Origin of the sequence: Streptomyces sp. NPDC102451 (genome assembly GCF_044765485.1) — a bacterium.
In the GTDB taxonomy this organism is placed as follows: Bacteria; Actinomycetota; Actinomycetes; order Streptomycetales; family Streptomycetaceae; genus Streptomyces.
Genome location: NZ_JBIWKD010000007.1, coordinates 202832 through 225262 on the forward strand (window position 1 = coordinate 202832; position 22431 = coordinate 225262).

Here is a 22431-nt window from a genome sequence, read left to right on the forward strand (position 1 = left end):
CCATGGTATCGACCTCCGGGCAGGTCCTCGCCCGGGGAGTGTGGAACCCCTCACAACGCGGGACGGGTACCCGGATGTTCCCGGGTACCCGTCCTGTACGTCCCTACGCGCGCCGCGACGACGCGGTGCAGGTCAGAGGGTGATGAGCGCCTCCAGCGGGGCCTCGCGCAGCCCCGCCTCCAGCCGGGCGCGGCCGGCGAGGAAGCCGAGCTCCATGAGCACCGACACCCCCGCGACCTGGGCCCCGGCCCGCCGGATGAGCTCCAGCGAGGCCTCGGCGGTGCCGCCGGTGGCCAGGACGTCGTCGATGACCATGACGCGGTCGTCGGCGGACAGGTCCTCGGCGTGGATCTCGATCTCCGCCGTGCCGTACTCCAGCTCGTAGGACTGCCCCAGCGTGGCACCGGGCAGCTTCCCTGCCTTGCGCACGGGTACGAACCCGATCCCGGACCGGACCGCGACGGGCGCGGCCAGGATGAAGCCGCGCGCCTCCAGGCCGACGATCTTGGTGGCCCCGTGCCGTACGCACAGCTCCACGAAGAAGTCGGTGAGCGCGGTGAAGGCGACCGGGTCCGCGAGGAGCGGGGTGATGTCCTTGAACAGCACTCCGGGCTTCGGGTAGTCCGGTACGTCACGGATCCGGCTGAGCAGGAGCTCCCGGGTGGCGTCGGTGACGCTGAGGCTGGTCATCGACGGTTCCTCGGGGTCCGGCCGTGGCCTCCGGGCTGCCGGCGCTGACCGACGACGGCCCCGGCGGTCCGGGCGTCCTCATCGGACTCGTCCGACTCGTCGGGCTCGGGGGCCCGGTCGTCACGCTCGTCCTCGACGGACTCGCCCTTGGCCGCCGCGGCGGCGCGCTTGGCGAGGATCCGCTTCTTCAGTGCCTTTATCTGCGGCTCGCGTTCCTTGAGGTCGGCGACCAGCGGGGTGGCGATGAAGATCGAGGAGTACGCACCGGCCGCGAGACCGACGAAGAGCGACAGCGAGATGTCGTTCAGCATGCCCGCGCCGAGGACACCGCCACCGATGAACAGCAGACCGGCGACCGGCAGCAGCGCGACGACGGTGGTGTTGATGGAACGCACCAGCGTGCCGTTGATGGAACGGTTGGCGATCTCGCTGTAGGTCCAGCGGGTCTGCTTGGTGATCCCCTTCGTGCCCTCCTTGAGGCTGTCGAAGACGACGACCGTGTCGTAGAGGGAGTAACCCAGGATGGTCAGCAGACCGATCACGGTGCCGGGGGTGACCTCGAAGCCGACGAGGGCGTAGACGCCGACGGTGATGGTGATGTCGTGGATCAGCGCGACGAGCGCCGCGACCGCCATCCGCCACTCGAAGGCGATGGCCAGGTAGACCACCACGAGGACCATGAAGATCCCGAGGCCGGCCCAGGCCTTGTTGGCGATCTGCTCACCCCAGCTGGGGCCGACCAGGTCCGCGTTGATCTTCGCCTCGGGGACGCCGAGGTCCTCGGCCAGCTGGGCCTTGATCTGGTCGGCCTTCTGGGTGTCGACCTCGGTGATCTGGATGCGGAGTCCGCCGTTGCCGAGCTCCTGGACGATCGCCTCGTGGCCGGAGGCCGCGACCGCGTCCTCGTGGGCCTGGGTGACGGACACCTTGGCCTTGGTGTCGGTCGTGAAGACGGCACCGCCCTTGAACTCGATGCCCATGTTCAGGCCGCTGACCGCCAGGCCGAGGATGGCCGTGATGGTGATCAGGATCGAGACGCCGTACCAGATCTTGCGCTTGCCGATGAAGTCGTAACCGACCTCGCCACGGTAGAGCCGGGCGCCGAGATTGCCGAGTCGCGACATCTCACGCCTCCTTCGGGTGGTCGGTACGGGCGTTGACGCGGCGCGAGCGGCGCAGCGGCGGCTTGGCACCGAGCCGCTTCGGGTCCAGGCCGGACCACGGGTGACCGCTGGCGAAGAACTTGGTGCGGGCCATCAGCGTCATGACGGGCTTGGTGAAGAGGAACACGACGACGACGTCGAGCAGGGTCGTGAGACCGAGCGTGAACGCGAAGCCCTGGACCTTGCCGACGGTGACGAGGAAGAGCACGGCCGCCGCGAGGAACGACACGAAGTCGGACACGAGGATGGTGCGCCGGGCCCGGGGCCAGGCGCGCTCGACGGCCGGACGGAGCGTACGGCCCTCACGGATCTCGTCCCGGATGCGTTCGAAGTACACGATGAACGAGTCCGCCGTGATCCCGATCGCCACGATGGCTCCGCAGACGGCCGGGAGGTTCAGCGCGAAGCCGATGGCCGGGCCGAGGAGCGCCATGATCGTGTAGGTCAGGATGCCCGAGGCCAGGAGGCTCAGGAGCGCGATGAACGCCAGGCCGCGGTAGTAGGCCACCAGGTAGATGACGACCAGGGCCAGTCCGATGGCACCGGCGATGAGGCCGGCCTCCAGCTGCTCGCCGCCGAGGGCGGCGGTGACGGTGGTGACCGTGTCCTCGCTGAAGGACAGCGGGAGCGCACCGTACGAGAGGACGTTGGCCAGGTCCTCGGCGGACTGCTGGTTGAAGCTTCCGGAGATCTCGGCGCTGCCGCTGAGGGTCTCGTTCACCTGGGGTGCGGAGACGACCTCACCGTCGAGGGAGATCGCGAACTGGTTCTGCGGGGACTGCTGCGCCGACAGCTTCTTGGTGATCGTCTGGAACTTCTTGGAGCCCTTGTCGGTGAACTCCATGGAGACGAGCCAGATGCCGCGCTGCTGGTCGAACTGGGCCTTCGCGTCGTCGACGTCCGTACCGGAGACCTCGGCCGGGCCGAGGAGGTACTTGGCGTCGCCCTCGGAGCTGCACGCGACCGTGGGGTCCTCGGGCTTGACGCCGTCGCCGGCCTTGGCACGGGCGGCCGCGTCGGTGCAGTCCAGCGCGGTGAACTTCTTCTCGAGCGCCGCGGTGGCGGCGTCGGGCGTCTCGGTGGCCGCGGGGGCGTCCGAGGAGTCCGCTGCACCGGAGGTGCTGGCGGACGGGGTCGGCGTCGCGTCCTGCTTCAGGGCGTCGGTGACGGCGCGGCCCTGGGTGGTGGCGCTCGCCGAGGGCGTCGTCTTCGAATCGGAGGCCGTCTCCGGGTCGCTCGCCTTCGCACTGGGCGTGGCGCTCGGCTTCCCGGTACCGCTCGCGGAGGGGCTGGCGGAGCCTTCGGGGGTCGGCTGGCCGCCGGTGACCGTGAGGACGGGCCGGAAGTAGAGCTGCGCGGTGGTGCCGACCTGCTCCCGGGCCTGCTTCGAATTCGTCCCCTTGGGGATGTTGACGATGATGTTCGATGCGCCCTGGGTCTGAACCTCGGCCTCGGAGACACCCAGACCATTGACACGGCGTTCGATGATGCTGACCGCGGTGTTCATGTTGGTCTCGTTGATCGCGTCAGGCTTGCCGGGCTGGCTCTTCGCCTTGAGCGTGATCGATGTGCCGCCGGCCAGGTCGATGCCGAGCCGGGGCGTGGTGTGACCGGACAGGAACATCCCGCCGGTCAGGGCGACCATGGCGATCAGGATCAGTGCCAGGGCACGGCCCGGCCTGCCCTGTCCACCGGATGAACCCCGGCCTTTCTTCGGTGCTGCCACCTTTTCGTTTCTCCCTGTCCAACCGCCCCGCGCCGGGTACGCGCCCGAGCGGCCACGAAGTGTTGTGGGGACCCGCCCCCGCAGAAGACCGCACGGCCCGTGAGACGCCGGACACCTGTGGGTGTCCGGCGTCTCTGGGTCGTGGAACTACTTCGCGTCGCCCTCGCCGTCGGCCTTGGCGTCCTTGACCTCGGAGCCCTTGGCCTCGGAGGCCTTGACCTCGGCCTCCTCAGGTGCGGCGTCCTCGGCCTTCTTGCCCAGGTCGATCTTCGCGTCGTCGTCGGCCGCGTCGGCTTCCGTGGGCTCACCGGCGGTGAGCGAGGAGGCGTCGTCGGGCACGACCGTGCCCTCGGCGTCCAGCTCGTCGTCGTCGCCGTGGACGATGCGGTTGTACTCCGCGTCGTCCAGGACGGCGCCGATGGCGTTCTTCGCGTAGATGGCGTGGACGCCGGGCGCGACCTCGAGGAGAACCGTGTCGTCCTGAATCTCCTTGACGGTGGCGTACATGCCCCCGATCGTCCGGACGCCGGTACCGGGCTGCATGTCGTTGCGCATCTGCGCAGCCGCCTGCTGCTTCTTCTTGGCGGACCGGGTCATCAGGAACATGGCCCCGATGAGCACGATGAAGGGGAGGAGGGTCACGAGACTCACGGGACGGAACTTCCTTCGCACGACCACGCTGGAATCACGCGGCCTGGTCTACGGGGGTGGGTACACCGACCTGTACGGGCGGCATCGGCGGAGTCTAAGCGAGTCCGCATCATTGGAACAACGTCCAGCATGGCACCGTGGTTCCCCTGCTGGCCAACCCGTCCTGTGTCACGCCCCGAACAGGCCCTGTTGTCCCTTTACGCCGTGCTGCGGAGGCACGAGCCCGAGGTGCGCCCACGCCGCGGGTGTGGCGACCCTGCCCCGCGGGGTCCTCGCGAGCAGCCCTTCCCGTACGAGGAAGGGCTCGGCGACCTCCTCGACGGTCTCGCGCTCCTCCCCCACGGCGACGGCGAGGGTGGACAGGCCGACGGGTCCTCCGCCGAAGAGCTTCAGCAGGGCCCCGAGCACGGCGCGGTCCAGCCGGTCGAGTCCCCGGGCGTCGACCTCGTACACCCGGAGGGCCGCGGCGGCGATGTCCCGGTCGATCCGGCCCTCGGCCTTGACCTGGGCGTAGTCCCGGACACGGCGCAGCAGCCGGTTGGCGATACGGGGCGTGCCCCGGGAGCGTCCGGCGATCTCGGCGGCGCCCGCCGTGTCTATGGCCACGTCGAGCAGGCCGGCGGAGCGGTGGATGACCCGCTCCAGCTCGGTGGGGGCGTAGAACTCCATGTGACCGGTGAAGCCGAATCGGTCACGCAGCGGGGGCGGCAGGAGTCCTGCCCTGGTGGTGGCGCCGACGAGGGTGAACGGCGGCAGTTCCAGCGGGATGGCGGTGGCGCCCGGGCCCTTGCCGACGATGACGTCGACCCGGAAGTCCTCCATCGCCATGTAGAGCATCTCCTCGGCCGGCCGCGACATGCGGTGGATCTCGTCGAGGAAGAGGACCTCGCCCTCCTGGAGCGAGGACAGGATCGCGGCGAGATCACCGGCGTGCTGGATCGCGGGGCCGGAGGTGATCCGGATCGGCGCGCCCATCTCCGCCGCGATGATCATGGAGAGGGTGGTCTTGCCCAGGCCGGGAGCGCCGGAGAGCAGGACGTGGTCGGCCGTGGCGCCACGGGCGCGGGCGGCCTTGAGGACCAGGTCGAGCTGTTCCCGCACCTTCTCCTGGCCGACGAACTCGTGGAGGTCCTTCGGGCGCAGGGCGGCCTCGACCGCGGTGTCCTCGCCGTCCGCCCCGGCGTCCACCAGGCGGTCGTCCAGCCTCTCGTCCGTGAGGTCGCCGGTGTCGGGTCCGGTCTCGTCCCAGTTCATCTCGTCAGTCCCGCCTAGGGTGTTTCGGTGCCGGTCCGTGCGTGTTCCGGCCGGCGTACGGGGCGCGCGGGCGCCCCCGGGTCAGCGTGCGCGGTTGAGTGTCTGCAGGGCGGCACGCAGCAGCTGCGGCACGGGCGCCTGGCCGCCGCCTGCGATCGCGGCCTCGGCCTGCGGTGCCACGGCGGTCACGGCCTCGTCGGCCTCGCGGGTGGCGTAACCGAGGCCGATCAGGGCGGCCTGCAGCTGGTCGCGCCAGGAGCTGCTGACGGGGACGCCGATGCCCTGCTGCCCGATGTGCGCGCCGACCGGTTCGCCGAGCCGGTCCTTGAGTTCGAGGAGGAGCTTCTGGGCGCCCTTCTTGCCGATGCCGGACACGGCGGTGAGCGCCTTCTCGTCACCCGTGGCGACGGCGATGCGCAGGGCGTCCGGGCGGTGGGTGGCGAGCATGGCCTGGGCGAGCCGGGGGCCCACACCGCTGGCGGTCTGGAGCAGCTCGAAGACCTGCCGCTCGTCGTCGTCCGCGAAGCCGTAGAGGGTGAGCGAGTCCTCCCGGACGACCAGGGAGGTCGCGAGTCTGGCCTCCTTGCCGATCCGCAGTCCGGCGAGGGTGTCGGGCGTGCACTGGACGGCCATGCCGATGCCGCCGACCTCGATGACGGCCGTGGCCGGGGCGAGGGCGGCCACCGGGCCGGAGACGAAGGCGATCATGCGGTACGGCCTTTCAGCGTGCGGTGGGCGGCGACGGCCTGCTGCAGTCGGTTCTGCGCGGGCGCGCGCCAGATGTGGCAGATGGCGAGGGCGAGCGCGTCGGCGGCGTCGGCGGGCTTCGGCGGCGCGTCGAGCCGCAGCAGCCGGGTCACCATGGCCCCGACCTGTGCCTTGTCGGCGCGCCCCGATCCTGTGACGGCGGCCTTGACCTCGCTGGGGGTGTGCAGGGCGACCGGGATGCCACGGCGCGAGGCGCAGAGCATGGCGACGGCGCTGGCCTGGGCGGTGCCCATCACCGTACGGACGTTGTGCTGGGCGAACACCCGCTCCACCGCGACGCATTCGGGCCGGTGCTCGTCGAGCCACCGCTCGATGCCCTGCTCGATGGCGACGAGCCGGTGGCCGAGCTCCGCGTCGGAAGGGGTGCGCACGACGCCGACGCCGACCATCGTGAGCGGCCGGCCGGCGACTCCCTCGACGACTCCCACGCCGCACCGGGTCAGCCCCGGGTCCACGCCCAACACCCGCATGAATGGGCCCCCTCCGCCGCGCTCGGTCATCTGTTCCCGCAGGCTATCGGCTACCGCTGACAATGCGACGGGCCGACGGGGTGTGTCCCGTCGGCCCGCCGGTGTGCTGCGTCGCACCGCCTCAGGCGTCGACCTTCTCCATGACCTCGTCGGAGACGTCGAAGTTGGCGAAGACGTTCTGCACGTCGTCGCTGTCCTCCAGCGCGTCGATCAGCTTGAAGATCTTGCGCGCGCCCTCTTCCTCCAGCTCGACCTGCATGGTCGGGACGAAGTTGGCCTCGGCCGAGTCGTAGTCGATGCCGGCGTCCTGCAGCGCGGTGCGGACCGCGACCATGTCGGTGGCCTCGCTGAGCACCTCGAAGGTGTCACCGAGGTCGTTGACCTCCTCGGCACCGGCGTCCAGCACGGCCCCGAGCACATCGTCCTCGGACAGCTCGCCCTTGGGGACGATCACGACGCCCTTGCGGTTGAACAGGTACGAGACCGAACCCGGGTCGGCCATCGAACCGCCGTTGCGGGTCATGGCGACACGGACGTCCGAAGCGGCACGGTTGCGGTTGTCGGTGAGGCACTCGATGAGCACCGCGACACCGTTCGGTCCGTAGCCCTCGTACATGATCGTCTCGTAGTCGGCGCCACCGGCTTCGAGACCGGCACCGCGCTTGACCGCCGAGTCGATGTTCTTGTTCGGGACCGAGCTCTTCTTGGCCTTCTGGATGGCGTCGAAGAGGGTCGGGTTGCCGGACACGTCGGCACCGCCCGTGCGGGCCGCGACCTCGATGTTCTTGATCATCTTCGCGAAGAGCTTGCCGCGCTTGGCGTCGATCACGGCCTTCTTGTGCTTCGTCGTAGCCCATTTAGAGTGGCCGGACATCTGCCTTCTCCTTCGCGTCACCAAAATCGATCCGAACCCGAGAGATCCTACCGGGATCGAATCAGCCCACGGTGCGCACCATGTCGGTGAAGAGTGCGTGCACCCGGTGGTCCCCGGTCAGCTCGGGGTGGAAAGACGTGGCCAGGGCGTTTCCCTGGCGTACGGCCACGATATGCCCGCCGTGCACCGCGAGGACCTCCGCGCGGGCGCCGACCGACTCCACCCAGGGGGCCCGGATGAAGACGCCCTCGACGGGGCCACCGGGCACGCCGTCGACCTCGACGGCGGCCTCGAAGGACTCGTTCTGCCGCCCGAAAGCGTTACGGCGCACGATCATGTCGATGCCGCCGACCGTCTCCTGGCCGGAGCGGGGATCGAGGATCTTGTCGGCCAGCAGGATCATGCCGGCGCAGGTGCCGTAGACCGGCATCCCGGCGGCCACGCGCTCGCGCAGCGGTTCCAGCATGCCGAAGAGGACGGCCAGCTTGGACATCGTGGTGGACTCGCCGCCGGGGATGACGAGCCCGTCGACCTCGGCGAGCTCCTCGGGGCGCCGGACCGGCCTGGCCACGGCGTCCGCCGAGGCCAGGGCGATCAGGTGTTCCCGTACGTCGCCCTGGAGAGCCAGCACTCCGATGACAGGGGTGTCGGTCATCGGTGCTTACCAGCCGCGGTTGGCGTAGCGCTCGCCCTCGGGCAGCGTGTCGCAGTTGATGCCGACCATGGCCTCGCCGAGGTTGCGGGAGGCGTCCGCGATGATCTTCGGGTCGTCGTAGAAGGTGGTGGCCTTCACGATGGCGGCGGCGCGCTTGGCCGGGTCACCGGACTTGAAGATGCCGGAGCCGACGAAGACGCCCTCGGCGCCGAGCTGTCGCATCAGGGCCGCGTCCGCGGGGGTGGCCACGCCGCCGGCGGAGAACAGGACGACGGGCAGCCGGCCGAGCTCGGAGACCTCCTTGACCAGCTCGTACGGGGCTCGGAGCTCCTTGGCGGCGGCGTACAGCTCGTTGTTGTCGTAGCCGCGCAGCCGGGCGATCTCGTTCTTGATCTGACGCAGGTGGCGGACGGCCTCGACGACGTTGCCCGTGCCCGCCTCACCCTTCGAGCGGATCATCGCGGCACCCTCGGCGATGCGGCGCAGGGCCTCACCCAGGTTGGTCGCGCCACAGACGAAGGGGGTGGTGAAGGCGAACTTGTCGCTGTGGTTGACCTCGTCGGCCGGGGTGAGGACCTCGGACTCGTCGATGTAGTCGACGCCGAGGGACTGGAGCACCTGGGCCTCGACGAAGTGGCCGATGCGGGACTTGGCCATGACCGGGATGGAGACGGCCTCGATGATCTCCTCGATCATGTTGGGGTCCGACATCCGGGCCACGCCGCCGTCCTTACGGATGTCGGCCGGCACCCGCTCCAGCGCCATGACGGCCACGGCGCCCGCGTCCTCGGCGATCTTCGCCTGCTCGGCGTTGACGACGTCCATGATCACGCCGCCCTTGAGCTGCTCGGCCATGCCGCGCTTGACTCGGGCGGTGCCGGTGGCCGGGGTCTCGGCGGACTGCGGGGTGCTGGGAAGCGTGGACACGGATCGACCTCACTGGAGTGGAAAGACGCTGAACGGTGCAGCCCCGAGCAAACGCTCCGCAACCGGTCCACAGCAAGGGCCAATGAACACCCCGTGGACCGTTCCGTACGCCTCCGGCTCACCGGCCCGCCCCGCTCTCAGCTGCCGGGCCGGTCCGCCAGGGCCACCGGCGGCTCGTCGTCCATCTCGAACGCGAGCGGGAACGGGGCGTGCCCCGCGAGGCGGAACAGCCGCACCGTGCGGTGCCTGCGCAGCGCCCGGGCGGCGCGCACCGAGTCGTTGTGGAAGCGGCGGGCCATCGGTACGCGGCGTACGGCGGCGGCCAGCTCCTTCGCCGCGTCCTCGCCGCCCGGGAACTCCTTCACGGCCTCCACCTGCGCCGTCTCGCCGAACACGGCCCGCAGGGCGGTGCTCAGCTCGCTCTCGGCGACCTCGCGCTGCTCCTCCTCGGCCTGCCGCGCCGCGTGCGCCGCCTCGTAGAGCACGATCGAGGCGGCGGGGTCCAGGACCCCGGCCGTGGCCAGTTCCTGGGTGACCGAGGCGCGGCGCAGCAACTGGGCGTCGAGCGCCGCCCGGGCCGCGTCGATACGGGCATGGAGCCGGTCGAGCCTGCCGGCGGTCCAGCTGAGATACAGGCCGATCGCGAAGAGCGCGACGACGGTCCAGACGAGGATTTCGATCACGGGCGGCAAGGCTACCGTCGGCCGGCGTCACCCGGCCCCGCCGGTACGTCCCAGGGCCCCCGCTCAGTCCCTGGCGAGACCGAAGCGCGCGCGGAGCCCCGAGCGTTCGTCGGTGTCCACGGCCGCCGCCCCGTCCGTCACCGTCTCGTAGACCGCGAGGATGTCCGCGCCGACCGTCGTCCAGTCGAAGCGCCGCACATGCGCGCTGCCCCGTTCCCGCAGCCCCGCACGCCGGTCCGGGTCGCCGAGGAGCCGGATCGCGGCCGTGGCCAGCGCGTCCGCGTCCTCGTTGGCGAACAGGTCACCCGCGGCCCCCTGGTCGAGCACCTGAGCGAACGCGTCCAGGTCGCTGGCGAGGACGGGGGCTCCGGCCGACAGGGCCTCGACCAGGATGATGCCGAAGCTCTCGCCGCCGGTGTTCGGCGCGACGTACACATCGACGCTCCGCAGCAGCCTGGCCTTGTCCTCGTCGCTCACCATGCCGAGGAACTCGACGCGGGAGCGCATCTCCTCGGGCAGCGAGGCGACCGCCTCCTCCTCGTCCCCGCGCCCGGCGACCAGCAGCCGGGTCTCCGGGCGGGCGGCGAGGATCGTGGGGAGCGCCTTCATCAGGACGGGCAGTCCCTTGCGGGGCTCGTCGATGCGCCCTATGAAGCCGAGGGTGTCGCCCTGCCACTCGGCCTTCGGCTCGGCCCGGGCGAAGAAGTCCACGTCGACGCCGTTCGGGATGACCACCGCGTCCCCGCCGAGGTGCTCGACCAGGGTCCGCCGGGCGTACTCGCTGACCGCGATCCGCGCGCTGATCTTCTCCAGCGCCGGCTGGAGGATCGGGTACGCCGCGATCATGGCCCTGGAGCGGGGGTTGGACGTGTGGAAGGTGGCCACGATCGGCCCCTGCGCCGCCCAGCAGGTGAGCAGGCCCAGCGAGGGCGAGGTGGGCTCGTGGATGTGGATGACGTCGAAGGTGCCGTCGTTCAGCCAGCGCCGGACACGCGCCGCGGACAGGAACCCGAAGTTCAGCCGGGCGACCGAGCCGTTGTACGGCACGGGCACGGCCCGGCCCGCGGAGACGACGTACGGCGGGAGCGGCGTCTCGTCGTCGGCGGGCGCGAGGACCGAGACGTCGTGGCCGAGGCGGATCAGATGCTCGGCCAGGTCGCGGATGTGGAACTGCACCCCGCCCGGAACGTCCCAGGAGTACGGGCAGACGATGCCGATCTTCACGGAGCTTCCCCCTGGGGGTCCAGATCGGAGATCCAGAGCCGCTGCAGCATGTGCCAGTCCTCCGGATGCTCGGCGATCCCGGTGGCGAAGGCGTCGGCCAGCGCCTGTGTCATGGAGGACGTCTTCTCGGCGCGGGTACCTGACTCCGGTTCCACGACGGGCGGATGGACCTGGGCGCCCATCACGGGCGTGCCGTCGTACCAGAGGGTGACGGGCAGCAGCAGGGCACCGGTCTGCTGGGCCAGCAGGGCGGGACCCGCCGGCATGCGCGCGGTGTCGCCGAAGAAGTCCACCTCGACCCCGGAGGCCGACAGGTCGCGGTCGGCGACGAGGCAGACCAGCCCGCCGGCGCGCAGCCGCCGGGCCAGTGTCCCGAAGGCCGCTCCGCCGTTGTGCGGCAGGACCTCCATGCCCAGGCCCTGGCGGTAGGCCACGAACCGGTCGTAGAGGGTCTCGGGCTTGAGCCGCTCGGCAACCGTCGTGAACGGCACCTTCAGGTCCGTGGTGACCCAGGCGCCGGCCAGGTCCCAGTTGCCCAGGTGCGGCAGCGCCAGGACGACGCCCTGTCCCCTGTCCAGGCCCTCGGTGAGCCGGTGGGCGTCGCGTACGTCGATGGAGGCCTTGATCCGCTCCGGACTCCAGGTCGGCAGCCGGAAGGACTCCATCCAGTAGCGCATGTACGAGCGCATGCCGGCCTTCGACAGCTCGGCGAGGCGGGCGGCGTCCGCGTCGGGCACCACCCGGGCGAGATTCGACTCCAGCCGCAGCACGGACTTCCCGCGCCGCTTCCACACCTGGTCGGCCAGGGTGCGGAAGAGCGCGGCGGCGGCGGGCTCGGGAAGCGTCTTGACCGCGCCCCAGCCGAGGCCGTAGAGCCCGTCGGTCAGCCGCCCCTTCAGGTCGGATGCGGTACCGCTCACTGCGCGGACCCGCTCCCGCCCTGGGCGGCGGCCGCGGCGGCGTCGGCCTCGGCCGACTCCCTGCGTACGGTCACCACCCGCTGGACCAGCGTCACCAGGCTGCCCGCGGCGACGATCCACAGCGCGATCGGCAGCAGGACCTGGATGCCCGGCACCCCGAAGCCGTGCAGGCCCGCGAGGCCCGCCGCGACCAGGGAGATCACGAGCCGTTCGGCGCGCTCCACCAGTCCGTTCACCGCGACCGGCAGGCCGATCGACTCGCCCCGCGCCTTCGTGTAGGAGACCACCTGGCCGCTGGCCAGGCAGAAGATCGCGACCGCGCACAGCACGTTGTCGTCACCGCTGCCCGCGTACCAGAGGGCGAACCCGGCGAAGATCGCCCCGTCCGCGACCCGGTCGAGCGTCGAGTCCAGGAACGCGCCCCACCTGCTGGAGATCCCGGCCTGCCGGGCCATGTTGCCGTCGACGAGGTCCGAGAAGACGAAGACCGTGATCACGATCGTGCCCCAGAAGAACTCCCCCATCGGGAAGAAGACCAGCGCACCTGCCATCACTCCGGCCGTACCGACGAGTGTGACCGCGTCGGGGCTGACCCCGAGGCGGAGCAGCAGAGCGGCGAACGGTGTGAGGACACGCGTAAAAAATGCACGCGCGTACTTGTTCAGCATGGCCTTCCCGAGGTTCGGTGGGCGCCGCGGCCCCTTCGGCCACCGGCTGGCCCATCGTAGTCACCAGCCGTGCCGTGCAACGGCGGGGCACCCCGTCCCACCCGAAGGCCCTCTCCTTGTGCGACGTATGGACGGCTTCCGCCACGAGTGAAAAGCTCGAATGACCGCGGGCGTCGCCGAAGCCGCCGCGACGGCTCCGCCCTGCCCGTGCACCCACTCCCCCAGCTCTTGCGGCACTGCGCCAACCGATCGGGAGGCACGCATCATGGGCGACAGGACACATACGCACACCGGAGCCGCCGGCAGGGCAGCTACGGCCGACGGGCCCGCTTCCGTACGGAACGTGGTGCTGGTCGGCCACAGCGGCTCGGGCAAGACCACCCTGGTCGAGGCGCTCGCGCTGACGGCCGGGGCGCTGAACCGGGCCGGCCGGGTCGAGGACGGCGCGACCGTCTCCGACTTCGACGAGATCGAACAGCGCCGACGGCGTTCCGTACAGCTCTCGCTGGTCCCCGTCGAATGGGACGGCTACAAGATCAACCTGCTGGACACCCCCGGCTACGCGGACTTCGTCGGGGAGCTCAGGGCCGGTCTGCGCGCGGCGGACGCGGCCCTCTTCGTCGTCTCGGCCGCCCAGGAGCCCGATGCCGTGGCGGGCACCACCCGTGCGGTCTGGGAGGAGTGCGCGGCCGTCGGGATGCCACGGGCGATCGTCGTGACCCACCTGGACACCGCGCGTACGCCGTTCGACGAGATGACCAGGATCTGCGGCCGGATCTTCGGCCACGACGACCCCGACGCCGTGCTGCCGCTGTACCTGCCGGTGCAGGGGCCCGAGGGCCCGGACGGGCACGCTCCGCTCACCGGGCTCACCGGACTGCTCACCCGGCGGGTCCTCGACTACTCCTCGGGGGTACGGCAGGAGGTCCCGCCCGCGGGTGACCAGGAAGGACCGCTCCAGGAGGCCCGTAACCGGCTCATCGAGGGGATCATCGCCGAGAGCGAGGACGAGACCCTGATGGACCACTACCTCGGGGGCGGCGAGGTCGGGCTCACGACCCTGACCGACGACCTGGAGCGCGCGGTCGCGCGCGGCTCCTTCCACCCCGTCCTCACCGCCGCGCCCGCCGCCGACGGCGCCCGCCAGGGCATCGGCACCGTGGAACTCCTGGACCTGATAACCCGCGGCTTCCCCTCCCCCGGGGAACGGACGCTGCCCGCCGTCACCACCCCGGACGGCACCCCGCGCCCCGCGCCCGTCTGCGATCCGGCGGCGCCCCTGGTCGCCGAGGTCGTGAAGACGGCATCCGATCCCTACGTGGGACGGGTCTCCCTGGTCCGGGTCTTCTCCGGCACCCTGCGCCCCGACGACACGGTGCACGTGTGCGGCCACGGCCTCACCGAACCCGGGGGCGGCAGCCGCCCCTGCCACGAGGCCGACGTACGCGTCGGCGCACTCTCCGCGCCCTTCGGCAAGCAGCAGCGCCCCCTGGACAGCTGCATCGCCGGAGACCTGGCGAGCGTCTCCAAGCTCGGCGGGGCGGAGACCGGGGACACCCTCTCGGGCAACGGCGACCCGCTGCTGATGGAGCCCTGGACCATGCCCGACCCGCTGCTCCCGCTGGCGGTCCGCGCCCACAGCAAGGCAGACGAGGACAGGCTCTCCCAGGGCCTGGCCCGTCTGGTGGCCGAGGATCCCACGATGCGTCTGGAGCAGAACCAGGACACCCACCAGGTCGTCCTGTGGTGCATGGGCGAGGCGCACGCGGAGGTCGCGCTGGAGCGCCTGCGCAGCAGGTACGGCGTACAGGTCGACGCCGAGCCCCATCGCGTACCGCTGCGCGAGACGTTCGCCTCCCGGGCCCTGGGGCGGGGCCGGCACGTCAAGCAGTCCGGTGGTCACGGCCAGTACGCCATCTGCGAGATCGAGGTCGAGCCGCTGCCCCCCGGCGCGGGCGTCGAGTTCGTCGACAAGGTGGTCGGCGGCTCGGTGCCACGGCAGTTCATCGCCTCCGTGGAGAAGGGCGTACGCGCCCAGGCGGCTCGCGGTGTCGCGGCCGGGCACCCGCTCGTCGACGTACGCGTCACCCTGCTGGACGGGAAGTCGCACTCGGTGGACTCCTCCGACGCCGCCTTCCAGACCGCGGGCGCCCTGGCGCTCCGCGAGGCAGCGGCCGACACCCGCATCCAGCTCCTCGAACCGGTCGCGGAGGTCGGCGTCCTGGTTCCGGACGACTACGTCGGGGCCGTCATGAGCGATCTCGCGGTACGGCGCGGGCGGGTCGTCGGCACCGAACAGGAATCCGGTGAGCGCACGCTCGTACGGGCCGAGGTGCCGGAGATCGAGATCGGCAGGTACACCGTCGCCCTCCGCTCCCTGACGCACGGCACCGGACGGTTCGACAGGGCGTACGCCCGGCACGAACCGATGCCTCCCCAACTCGCCGAGCGCCTCCGCGAAACGCCGGAAAACGGCATGAATGGGAGCTAGTTGACTGGAAATGGTGCCTGTCACCGGCCCGCGGCCCCATCGTCCGGGCAGCCGCCGCGCCCGGGCGATACGCTGTGGCCCCAGCTCAGAAGGTGTGCGACGTACGGTAGTTGGGAACAGCCGCAGGAGCAGACCGTGCGGGCGAGTGGGGGCGACAGTGGCCAACGACGGATTCGATTTCTCTCCCGGAGCGCAGATCCCGCTCCAGGGCTCGGGAGGACAGGCGGTGGCGACCAACGCCCTCGCCTCCGCCGCGTACCGCGACAGCGATGCGACGGAGATCCTCAAGGCCAACAGCGAGTGGCACAAGTCCGAGGTGAAACCGGGCGAGTCCAAGCTGTTCAAGTCCGACTACTTCAAGCCGAATCTGGGCGAGGCCTTCGCCCGCGCCGTCCAGGAACGCATGCTCGGCGGCGACCGCAACGCACTCATCCAGTCCTTCGGCACCGACCCGCAGACCGTCGTCGAACACTGCCTCTCCGCGACCCGGCTGCGCAAGGCACGTGACACGAAGCTGACCCTGATCACCGCCGTCTTCGGCTTCGTCTTCCTGCCCGGCCTGGTCCTCTGGGTCCTCGCCTTCCGGCTGCGCGACTTCCTCAACAAGTCCAAGGACAAGTTCTTCCAGGCGCTGGGCGGCCTCCTGCTCGTCGTGCTCGGCGGGGCCGCCGCGTTCTTCCTGATCACCATGCCGCTCACCGGCCTCCCGGCCCTCTACCTGCGCGCCGCCGCCGTCGCCCCGCTGATCGGCTGGCTGCTCGCCAAACGGATCGCGGAAGCCTCGGTCAAGGACCTGCGCGCCCGCTGGGAAGGGCTCCTCTCCGGCGGCGGCGTCAGCGCGAAGATCCCCGAGGCCGTACCCAAGAACCCCAACGAGACGGCCCGCGAGGCCCTGCGCCAGGGCCTGGAGAAGCTCTCCGCCGAGCAGCAGTCCAACGCCGTCTTCTACGCGGGCCCCAAGGGCATCCTCGGCATGGGCACCCGCTGGGGCAGCTGGCAGCTCGCCGAGGAACTCACCCCGGAGGACCCCGCCAAGGAGATCCACCAGTTCCGGAGCTGGGACGTCGTGCGCGCCATCCACGACCAGCTGAAGATGCTGGAGCGCGGCCCCCTCAACACCGGCGGCTTCCCCACGCCCTCCGTCAAGCACTGGATCGTCTCCCCCGTCGGCGAGAACGCGGACTCCGTCTCCCGCCCGGAGGGCGAGGACGTCGCCACCTTCCAGATCAAGCCCCACGAGATACAGCGCATCTGCAACCACCAGCAGTTCGGCAGCGGCAACCGCCACTACCTGGGCGTCCAGTTCACCCTCTGGGACGGCCAGTTGGTGATCACGATGCTGATCACCGTCACCGTGCTCCACGAGACCCTGCGCATCGAGGTCACCGGCCACGCGCTCGGCCCCGTCCACGGGCTGTTCCTCACCAAGCCGGAGGCACCGACCAAGACGGTCAAGAAGGCGGTCAGGTTCTGGGAGACCCGCAAGGTGGCACTCCCCGTCGTCAAGGCGAGCGAGGTCGTCAGGCTCGCCCTGCGCGCCCCCTTCACCTGGTACCCGCCGCTCCTCGACTACCTGGGCGGCAAGATCGTCCTGCCCGAACCCTTCGGCCTGCGGCACGCCTGGGCGGCCAAGCCGTGGGGCCACCGCTTCATGGCGGACGACGCCATGCGCACGGCCACCCCGGTCCTGCGCGTCGTCCACTCCGCGACGATGCGGGTCCTCAAGGAGCACGGTGTCGACACCGAGCGCTTCGACAACCGCTCCATGATCCTCAGCGGCATGGTCCAGGACGCCGCCCCGAGGAAGGCCGACGTCTACGACGCGTGAGGCTTCCCCGGGCGGAAACCCGGCTCAGACGGACAGCGGCTCGGCCGGCCACACACCGGCCAGCATCGTCCGGGTGTCCCCCAGCAGCTGCGGAAGCACCTTCGTGTGCCCGACGACCGGCATGAAGTTGGTGTCCCCGCCCCAGCGCGGCACCACGTGCTGGTGGAGGTGCGCGGCGATCCCCGCACCGGCCTCGGCGCCCTGGTTCATACCGATGTTGAAACCGTGCGCCCCGGAGGCCGCCCGCAGCGCGACCATGGCCCGCTTCGTGAAGTCGGCCAGCTCGGCGGTCTCCGGACCGTCGAGCTCCGTGTAGTCGGCCACGTGCCGGTACGGCACCACCATCAGGTGCCCGCCGTTGTACGGGTACAGATTGAGCACGGCGTAGACCCGCTCGCCCCTGGCGACGATCAGGCCGTCCTCATCGGATTTCGACGGAATCTCGCAGAACGGACAGCCGTCCCCGGCCCCCGGGCCGGTCGGCTTGCTCTCACCTTGGATATAGGCCATCCGGTGGGGCGTCCACAGGCGCTGGAACGCGTCGGGCGTCCCCACTCCGATCTGCTGTTCCGGCTCACTCGTCATGCCCGTCAGCATATTGCGTGACCCCGGCCGCGCGTGTCGCCGGGGGCGACCCGGCCGGCCCACGGCGATGCTGGCGCCATGAGCGACCGCCCCACCGCCCCCGTACCGCCCCGGCTCGCGGAGTGGGAACGCCGTACGGAGATGCCGCTCCTCGTCGCGTCCCTGGCCTATCTCGCCGGCTACACGGTGCACGTCCTCATGCCACGCTCCACCGAACCCTGGCGCGACGTCGCCCTCGTCCTGGTGGGCGTCTCCTGGCTCCTCTTCGCCGTGGACTACGGCGTACGGCTCCACCTCAGCGGCCAGGGCCCGCGCTTCGTCCGCACCCACTGGCTGGACACCCTCACCCTCCTGCTGCCACCGCTGCGCCCGCTGCGGGTGGTCCAGCTCTACACCCGGCTCCAGCTGCACCAGGAGCAGCCCCGGCTCAGCCTGCACGCCCGGGTCATGGCCTATGCGGGCACGTCCGCGCTCCTGCTGGGCTACACCGCCTCGCTGGCCGTGTACCAGCAGGAGCGCGGCGACCCGGACTCCACGATCCGTACGTTCGGGGACTCGGTGTGGTGGGCCTGCGCGACGCTCACCACGGTGGGATACGGCGACGCGGTGCCGGTGACCCTGCTGGGGCGGGTGATCGCCGCGGGGCTGATGGCGTGCGGGCTGGCGCTGCTGGGGGCGGTGACGGGGTCGTTCTCGTCGTGGCTGGTGCAGGTCTTCTCCCGGCAGGACGAGAAGAGGCCCCCGGGGAGCAGGTAGCTCTCCGGGGGCCGGCCCCCGCTTGCGCGGGGAGTGGTCAAGCTCGTTGCCAAGCTTGCGGTGATCGCGCGGGTCACCCCCGCTTGCGCGGGGACCAGATCACACCTGCACGCGACGCTCCACCACATCAACGAGCTTGGCGATCGCCTCGTCACGGGCGATGCCGTTCTCCTGCGAGCCGTCGCGGTAGCGGAAGGACACCGTGCCCGCGTTCATGTCGTCGTCACCGACGATGATCATGAACGGGACCTTGGCCTTCTGGTGGTTGCGGATCTTCTTCTGCATCCGGTCCGATGAGGCGTCCACCTCGACCCGCAGCCCCTTCTTGCGCGCCTCGGCGGCGAACTCCTGGAGGTACGGGATGTGGGTGTCGCCGATCGGGATGCCGACCGCCTGGACCGGGGCCAGCCAGACCGGGAAGGCACCCGCGTAGTGCTCCAGGAGCACGGCGAAGAAGCGCTCGATGGAACCGAACAGGGCGCGGTGGATCATGACCGGGCGCTGCTTGGTGCCGTCCGGGCCGGTGTACTCCAGGTCGAAGCGCTCCGGCAGGTTGAAGTCGAGCTGCACGGTCGACATCTGCCACGTACGGCCGATGGCGTCCTTGCACTGCACCGAGATCTTCGGCCCGTAGAACGCGGCGCCGCCCGGGTCCGGGACCAGGGGCAGACCCTGCTTCTCGGCGACCTTCTGCAGGGTCTCCGTGGCCTCTTCCCATGCCTCGTCCGAACCGACGAACTTCTCCGGGTCCTTGGTGGACAGCTCCAGGTAGAAGTCGGTCAGGCCGTAGTCGCGGAGCAGGTTCAGGACGAAGGTGAGCGTCCGGTCGAGCTCCTCCGCCATCTGCTCCTTGGTGCAGTAGATGTGCGCGTCGTCCTGCGTGAAGCCCCGCGAGCGGGTCAGGCCGTGGACGACACCCGACTTCTCGTACCGGTACACCGTGCCGAACTCGAAGAGGCGCAGCGGCAGTTCACGGTAGGAGCGGCCGCGCGCGTCGAAGATCAGGTTGTGCATCGGGCAGTTCATCGGCTTGAGGTAGTAGTCCACCCCGTCGTCGAGCTGCATGGGCGGGTACATGCCGTCGGCGTACCAGTCCAGGTGGCCGGACTTCTCGAAGAGCTTGCCCTTGGTGGCGTGCGGCGAGTAGACGAACTCGTAGCCCTCCTCCTCGTGGCGGCGCCGCGAGTAGTCCTCCATCGCCCGGCGGATGACGCCGCCCCTGGGGTGGAAGACGGCGAGGCCGGGGCCGATCTCGTCGGGGAAGGAGAAGAGGTCCAATTCGGCACCCAGGCGGCGGTGGTCGCGCTTGGCGGCCTCCTCCAGGAACGTCAGGTGCGCCTTGAGCTCGTCCTTGGTGGGCCAGGCGGTGCCGTAGATGCGCTGGAGCATGGGGTTGCGCTCACTGCCGCGCCAGTACGCCGCGGCGTTACGCATCAGCTTGAACGCGGGGATGAACCGGGTGCTGGGGAGGTGCGGGCCGCGGCAGAGGTCCTTCCAGCACAGCTCGCCGGTCTTCGCGTCGAGGTTGTCGTAGATGGTCAGCTCGCCGCCGCCCACCTCGACGTCCGCGCCGTCGTCGGAGGACGCGGAGCCCTTGATGCCGATGAGCTCCAGCTTGTACGGCTCGTCGGCGAGCTCCTCGCGGGCTTCCTCGTCGGAGACCACACGGCGCGAGAACCTCTGGCCCCGCTTCTGGATCTCCTGCATCTTCTTCTCGATGGCCTTGAGGTCCTCGGGCGTGAACGGCTTCTCGACGTCGAAGTCGTAGTAGAAGCCGTCCTTGACCGGCGGGCCGATGCCCAGCTTGGCCTCGGGGTGCAGCTCCTGCACGGCCTGCGCCATCACATGCGCGGTGGAGTGCCGCAGGATGTTCAGGCCGTCCTCGGAGGAGATCTCGACGGGCTCGACGACCTCGCCGTCCCGGAGGGCGTACGCAAGGTCCCGCAGCTCGCCGTCGACCCGGGCGGCGACGACGGTGCGCTGCCCGGGGAAGAGCTCGGCGGCCGTCGTGCCCGTCGTCACCACGTGCTCTTCCCGCTCGGAATCGCGTTGGATGATCACACGGACGTCTGACACCGGTCTCTCCTGACTGAGGGGGTGCGTCGCTTTCCTCTGGCGCGCGCAAGAGGAATCGTACCGAGCCGGGGGCCCTCGACGCGAAAGGGATACCGCGGGGATGACCCGGGCGCTACTCCTCCTCCCCCGCGCAGGCCTCCTCGAAGAAGTCGACGTTCTCCTGGAGCGCCTTCATCAGCCGGTCCCGCTCCGCCTCGTCGACCTGTACGGGCGTGACCTGGGAGGCGCCGCCGAGCCGCCGGAAGCCGCCCCGGTTCTCCAGCCGCCCCTCGACCCGCAGAGGGAGTCCGACCAGGTGGGCGTGGCCCGCGATCCGGTAGGCCTCCTCGTCGAGCTCGATCCGTACGTGCGCGACCTCGGCCCCCGCGAGGACCCGCAGCCGTACGACGCCGGGGCCGCGCGGCCCGGAGCGGCGCAGCCGCACGACGGCTCCGGTGATCCGCACGGGCACGGCGGGCTCGTCCCGCAGGAAGCGGGCTCCTGCCAGGCGGAGCGCGGGCAGGTCGCCCGGGGAGAACTCGACGGGGTCGGGGGTCGCCGGGCACCCTTCGGGGGTTCCGGCGGCGGGGGCCCAGGCGAGCGTGATCCCTGCGCCCTCCGCTCCCCGGACGAGCGCGACAATCGCCTCGGTCAGTTCCCGGCTGACGCCGGCGGCGACCGCGGCGTCGAACGCCTCCATCCCGCCGGTGGCCCGCTGGTAGTCGACGGCCTCCCGGGCCGCGTGCAGGGCGGCGTAGAGCTGTACGGCGACGGCTCGTCCCTCGGTGACGGGGACGAACGCGGTGAGGCTCCGGCCGTCGGACGCGGGTCCGACGAGGGTGCCGTCCAGGGCGCTCCGGGCCTTCCTGCGGTGCCGGGCGCCGTGGTAGCCGGCCCGGCCGCGTACGGCGAGGGATCCGGCGAGGAGGATCTGTCGGGCCGCGGTGCGCAGCTGGTCGGCGCCGGTCCAGTCGGCGGCCCCCGAGGCGGCCTCGGGGACGTCGCGCCACCAGCGGATCTCGTCGCTGGGCACGGTGAGGGCGACCAGGATGTCGCGGGCCGAGGGGGCGGCGCTGCGGGTGAGCGCGGTGAGGGCCTCGGAGAGCAGCTCCTCGCCGTCGGGGAAGGCGGTGCTGTCCGGCACGAGCAGGCTGGTGCCGCCGGCGCCGGGGCCGGGCGGGGCCCAGCGGCTGTAGCGCCCGGGCGCGCCCCCGCGCCGGTGCCAGCCGTGCCTCCGCAGCAGGGCTCCGAGGACGGCGGGGTCCACGCGTGCCGGGTCGGGCCCCTGGCCGGGTTCCGGACCGTCGGCGTACGGGTGTGCGCGGCTGCCCGCCGGGACCGTTCCTCCGGTGGGGTCGTCCGTCGACCGGTGCATCAGGGTCTCCCTCCCGCCCCGACCCGGGCCATGATGTCGCAGAGCGCGCGGTCGTCGAAGATCCGCGAGGTCGGGATCCGCACGGTGGTCCGGTTCCGGCCTGTCACCGGGTGGCCGGCCAGGTTCGTCCAGTAGCAGCAGTGCCGCAGGTCCAGCCGGTCGTGGCCGGCCCGCAGCCAGTCGTCCTGGCTGCGGGGCACGAGCATCACGACCAGGATCTTGTGCACCGACACAGGGGTGCGTGCGAGCTTCACCAGATGGGCGTTGTCGAGGGTGAAGGAGAACGCGGAGCCGGGTGGGTGCGGGGGGATCTGGTAGGTGCATTTGAGCTGCACCTTGATGGTGACTTCGTCGTCGACGGTGTGGTCGGGGGCACCGTGGCTGACGTGCCAGTCGATGCCGTTGTCGGGAAAGGGCTGCGAGAGCGAGCAGCCCGCTGCGGCTGCCACCGCGTGGAGGTAGCCCACCTGGAGGGTCTCCATGCAGGCGGTGGTGGCGAGTGTGCCGCGCAGCGGTGGTGCGTTCCGCTGCTGCGGCGGCTTTCCCCCGTGGTCCTCGGTGCGGGCGGGACTCCCTGGGGTCGGCTGCGCGAGCGCCATGGCTCCGTGCCTTCCGGGCTGTGCCGACCGGTTGCCCGGTCTCCGCTGACGGGCTGGTCAACTTCCTTT

General features: G+C 70.9%; 21 protein-coding genes. 3 read left to right on the top strand and 18 right to left on the bottom strand.

The genetic code is table 11. From position 1 onward, the window contains the following. Positions 1 to 132: 132 nt before the first annotated feature. The 14 genes from ACIRD8_RS18565 to pgsA form a co-directional block, all read right to left on the bottom strand. Positions 133 to 690: an adenine phosphoribosyltransferase gene (locus ACIRD8_RS18565; protein ID WP_403992282.1), complete on the bottom strand. Its 558-nt coding sequence runs from the start codon at positions 688 to 690 to the stop codon at positions 133 to 135. Beyond that, entirely contained in the window at positions 687 to 1814 is a 1128-nt protein-coding gene (secF, locus tag ACIRD8_RS18570) for a protein translocase subunit SecF (protein ID WP_403992285.1), read from the bottom strand. Before secF ends, ACIRD8_RS18565 begins: the two co-directional genes overlap by 4 nt. Position 1815: 1 nt before the next feature. Then, positions 1816 to 3579 (bottom strand): protein translocase subunit SecD, encoded by a 1764-nt coding sequence (secD, locus tag ACIRD8_RS18575; protein WP_403992288.1) that lies wholly within the window; start codon positions 3577 to 3579, stop codon positions 1816 to 1818. A 147-nt stretch (positions 3580 to 3726) separates the two neighbouring features. Further along, positions 3727 to 4230: a preprotein translocase subunit YajC gene (yajC, locus tag ACIRD8_RS18580; protein WP_403992291.1), complete on the bottom strand. Its 504-nt coding sequence runs from the start codon at positions 4228 to 4230 to the stop codon at positions 3727 to 3729. Between the two features lie 168 nt (positions 4231 to 4398). Then, a complete protein-coding gene (gene ruvB / locus ACIRD8_RS18585) occupies positions 4399 to 5484 on the bottom strand; it encodes a Holliday junction branch migration DNA helicase RuvB (RefSeq protein WP_403992294.1) in 1086 nt (361 codons plus the stop codon). Between the two features lie 81 nt (positions 5485 to 5565). Then, positions 5566 to 6192, bottom strand: coding sequence for a Holliday junction branch migration protein RuvA (ruvA, locus tag ACIRD8_RS18590; protein ID WP_403992297.1), 627 nt, complete (start codon positions 6190 to 6192; stop codon positions 5566 to 5568). Further along, the gene (gene ruvC / locus ACIRD8_RS18595) at positions 6189 to 6722 is read right to left on the bottom strand and encodes a crossover junction endodeoxyribonuclease RuvC (protein WP_403992300.1); all 534 of its coding nucleotides are present in this window, start codon (positions 6720 to 6722) and stop codon (positions 6189 to 6191) included. The genes ruvA and ruvC overlap by 4 nt, the downstream gene beginning before the upstream one ends. A gap of 121 nt (positions 6723 to 6843) precedes the next feature. After that, a complete protein-coding gene (locus tag ACIRD8_RS18600; RefSeq protein WP_031097698.1) occupies positions 6844 to 7596 on the bottom strand; it encodes a YebC/PmpR family DNA-binding transcriptional regulator in 753 nt (250 codons plus the stop codon). A gap of 61 nt (positions 7597 to 7657) precedes the next feature. Continuing rightward, entirely contained in the window at positions 7658 to 8251 is a 594-nt protein-coding gene (gene pdxT, locus ACIRD8_RS18605; protein WP_403992304.1) for a pyridoxal 5'-phosphate synthase glutaminase subunit PdxT, read from the bottom strand. Between the two features lie 6 nt (positions 8252 to 8257). After that, on the bottom strand, positions 8258 to 9178 hold the full coding sequence (gene pdxS / locus ACIRD8_RS18610) for a pyridoxal 5'-phosphate synthase lyase subunit PdxS (RefSeq protein WP_031097695.1): 921 nt from the start codon (positions 9176 to 9178) through the stop codon (positions 8258 to 8260). A 137-nt stretch (positions 9179 to 9315) separates the two neighbouring features. Next, on the bottom strand, positions 9316 to 9861 hold the full coding sequence (locus ACIRD8_RS18615; protein WP_403992306.1) for a hypothetical protein: 546 nt from the start codon (positions 9859 to 9861) through the stop codon (positions 9316 to 9318). A 63-nt stretch (positions 9862 to 9924) separates the two neighbouring features. After that, positions 9925 to 11085 carry a glycosyltransferase family 4 protein gene (locus tag ACIRD8_RS18620; protein ID WP_403992309.1) on the bottom strand — a complete coding sequence of 387 codons (1161 nt, stop codon included), beginning with the start codon at positions 11083 to 11085 and terminating at the stop codon, positions 9925 to 9927. Continuing rightward, a complete protein-coding gene (locus ACIRD8_RS18625) occupies positions 11082 to 12005 on the bottom strand; it encodes a phosphatidylinositol mannoside acyltransferase (protein ID WP_403992312.1) in 924 nt (307 codons plus the stop codon). The genes ACIRD8_RS18620 and ACIRD8_RS18625 overlap by 4 nt, the downstream gene beginning before the upstream one ends. Further along, a complete protein-coding gene (gene pgsA / locus ACIRD8_RS18630; RefSeq protein ID WP_403992315.1) occupies positions 12002 to 12673 on the bottom strand; it encodes a phosphatidylinositol phosphate synthase in 672 nt (223 codons plus the stop codon). The genes ACIRD8_RS18625 and pgsA overlap by 4 nt, the downstream gene beginning before the upstream one ends. 265 nt (positions 12674 to 12938) lie before the next feature. Here pgsA and ACIRD8_RS18635 point away from each other — a divergent pair, with 265 nt between their 5' ends. Both ACIRD8_RS18635 and ACIRD8_RS18640 read left to right on the top strand, forming a co-directional pair. After that, positions 12939 to 15164, top strand: a complete 2226-nt coding sequence (locus ACIRD8_RS18635; protein ID WP_403992318.1) for an elongation factor G-like protein EF-G2 — start codon at positions 12939 to 12941, stop codon at positions 15162 to 15164. Between the two features lie 157 nt (positions 15165 to 15321). Continuing rightward, positions 15322 to 16992, top strand: coding sequence for a hypothetical protein (locus ACIRD8_RS18640; RefSeq protein ID WP_403992321.1), 1671 nt, complete (start codon positions 15322 to 15324; stop codon positions 16990 to 16992). Between the two features lie 24 nt (positions 16993 to 17016). On the opposite strand, the gene ACIRD8_RS18645 is transcribed toward ACIRD8_RS18640, so the two are convergent. Continuing rightward, on the bottom strand, positions 17017 to 17589 hold the full coding sequence (locus ACIRD8_RS18645; RefSeq protein ID WP_403992324.1) for an HIT family protein: 573 nt from the start codon (positions 17587 to 17589) through the stop codon (positions 17017 to 17019). A 66-nt stretch (positions 17590 to 17655) separates the two neighbouring features. On the opposite strand from ACIRD8_RS18645, the gene ACIRD8_RS18650 reads away from it, so the two are divergent. Next, on the top strand, positions 17656 to 18333 hold the full coding sequence (locus tag ACIRD8_RS18650) for a potassium channel family protein (RefSeq protein WP_403992326.1): 678 nt from the start codon (positions 17656 to 17658) through the stop codon (positions 18331 to 18333). Positions 18334 to 18432: 99 nt separating this feature from the next. Here ACIRD8_RS18650 and thrS read toward each other — a convergent pair whose 3' ends face one another. The 3 genes from thrS to ACIRD8_RS18665 form a co-directional block, all read right to left on the bottom strand. Then, positions 18433 to 20409: a threonine--tRNA ligase gene (gene thrS / locus ACIRD8_RS18655; protein WP_403992329.1), complete on the bottom strand. Its 1977-nt coding sequence runs from the start codon at positions 20407 to 20409 to the stop codon at positions 18433 to 18435. A gap of 112 nt (positions 20410 to 20521) precedes the next feature. Further along, on the bottom strand, positions 20522 to 21763 hold the full coding sequence (locus ACIRD8_RS18660) for a hypothetical protein (protein ID WP_403992332.1): 1242 nt from the start codon (positions 21761 to 21763) through the stop codon (positions 20522 to 20524). Then, complete coding sequence (locus tag ACIRD8_RS18665) at positions 21763 to 22362, bottom strand: DUF4365 domain-containing protein (protein ID WP_403992335.1); 600 nt, start codon at positions 22360 to 22362, stop codon at positions 21763 to 21765. The genes ACIRD8_RS18660 and ACIRD8_RS18665 overlap by 1 nt, the downstream gene beginning before the upstream one ends. Positions 22363 to 22431: the final 69 nt, after the last annotated feature.

Bases quoted from the DNA above. Each gene is read 5' to 3' on its own strand.
- secF (WP_403992285.1), bottom strand. From the start codon at position 1,814: ATGTCGCGACTCGGCAATCTCGGCGCCCGGCTCTACCGTGGCGAGGTC.
- ACIRD8_RS18665 (WP_403992335.1), bottom strand. From the start codon at position 22,362: ATGGCGCTCGCGCAGCCGACCCCAGGGAGTCCCGCCCGCACCGAGGAC.
- pgsA (WP_403992315.1), bottom strand. From the start codon at position 12,673: ATGCTGAACAAGTACGCGCGTGCATTTTTTACGCGTGTCCTCACACCG.
- ACIRD8_RS18650 (WP_403992326.1), top strand. From the start codon at position 17,656: ATGAGCGACCGCCCCACCGCCCCCGTACCGCCCCGGCTCGCGGAGTGG.
- ruvC (WP_403992300.1), bottom strand. From the start codon at position 6,722: ATGCGGGTGTTGGGCGTGGACCCGGGGCTGACCCGGTGCGGCGTGGGA.
- ACIRD8_RS18645 (WP_403992324.1), bottom strand. From the start codon at position 17,589: ATGCTGACGGGCATGACGAGTGAGCCGGAACAGCAGATCGGAGTGGGG.
- ACIRD8_RS18565 (WP_403992282.1), bottom strand. From the start codon at position 690: ATGACCAGCCTCAGCGTCACCGACGCCACCCGGGAGCTCCTGCTCAGC.
- ruvB (WP_403992294.1), bottom strand. From the start codon at position 5,484: ATGAACTGGGACGAGACCGGACCCGACACCGGCGACCTCACGGACGAG.
- pdxT (WP_403992304.1), bottom strand. From the start codon at position 8,251: ATGACCGACACCCCTGTCATCGGAGTGCTGGCTCTCCAGGGCGACGTA.
- ACIRD8_RS18660 (WP_403992332.1), bottom strand. From the start codon at position 21,763: ATGCACCGGTCGACGGACGACCCCACCGGAGGAACGGTCCCGGCGGGC.
- ACIRD8_RS18635 (WP_403992318.1), top strand. From the start codon at position 12,939: ATGGGCGACAGGACACATACGCACACCGGAGCCGCCGGCAGGGCAGCT.
- ACIRD8_RS18600 (WP_031097698.1), bottom strand. From the start codon at position 7,596: ATGTCCGGCCACTCTAAATGGGCTACGACGAAGCACAAGAAGGCCGTG.
- ruvA (WP_403992297.1), bottom strand. From the start codon at position 6,192: ATGATCGCCTTCGTCTCCGGCCCGGTGGCCGCCCTCGCCCCGGCCACG.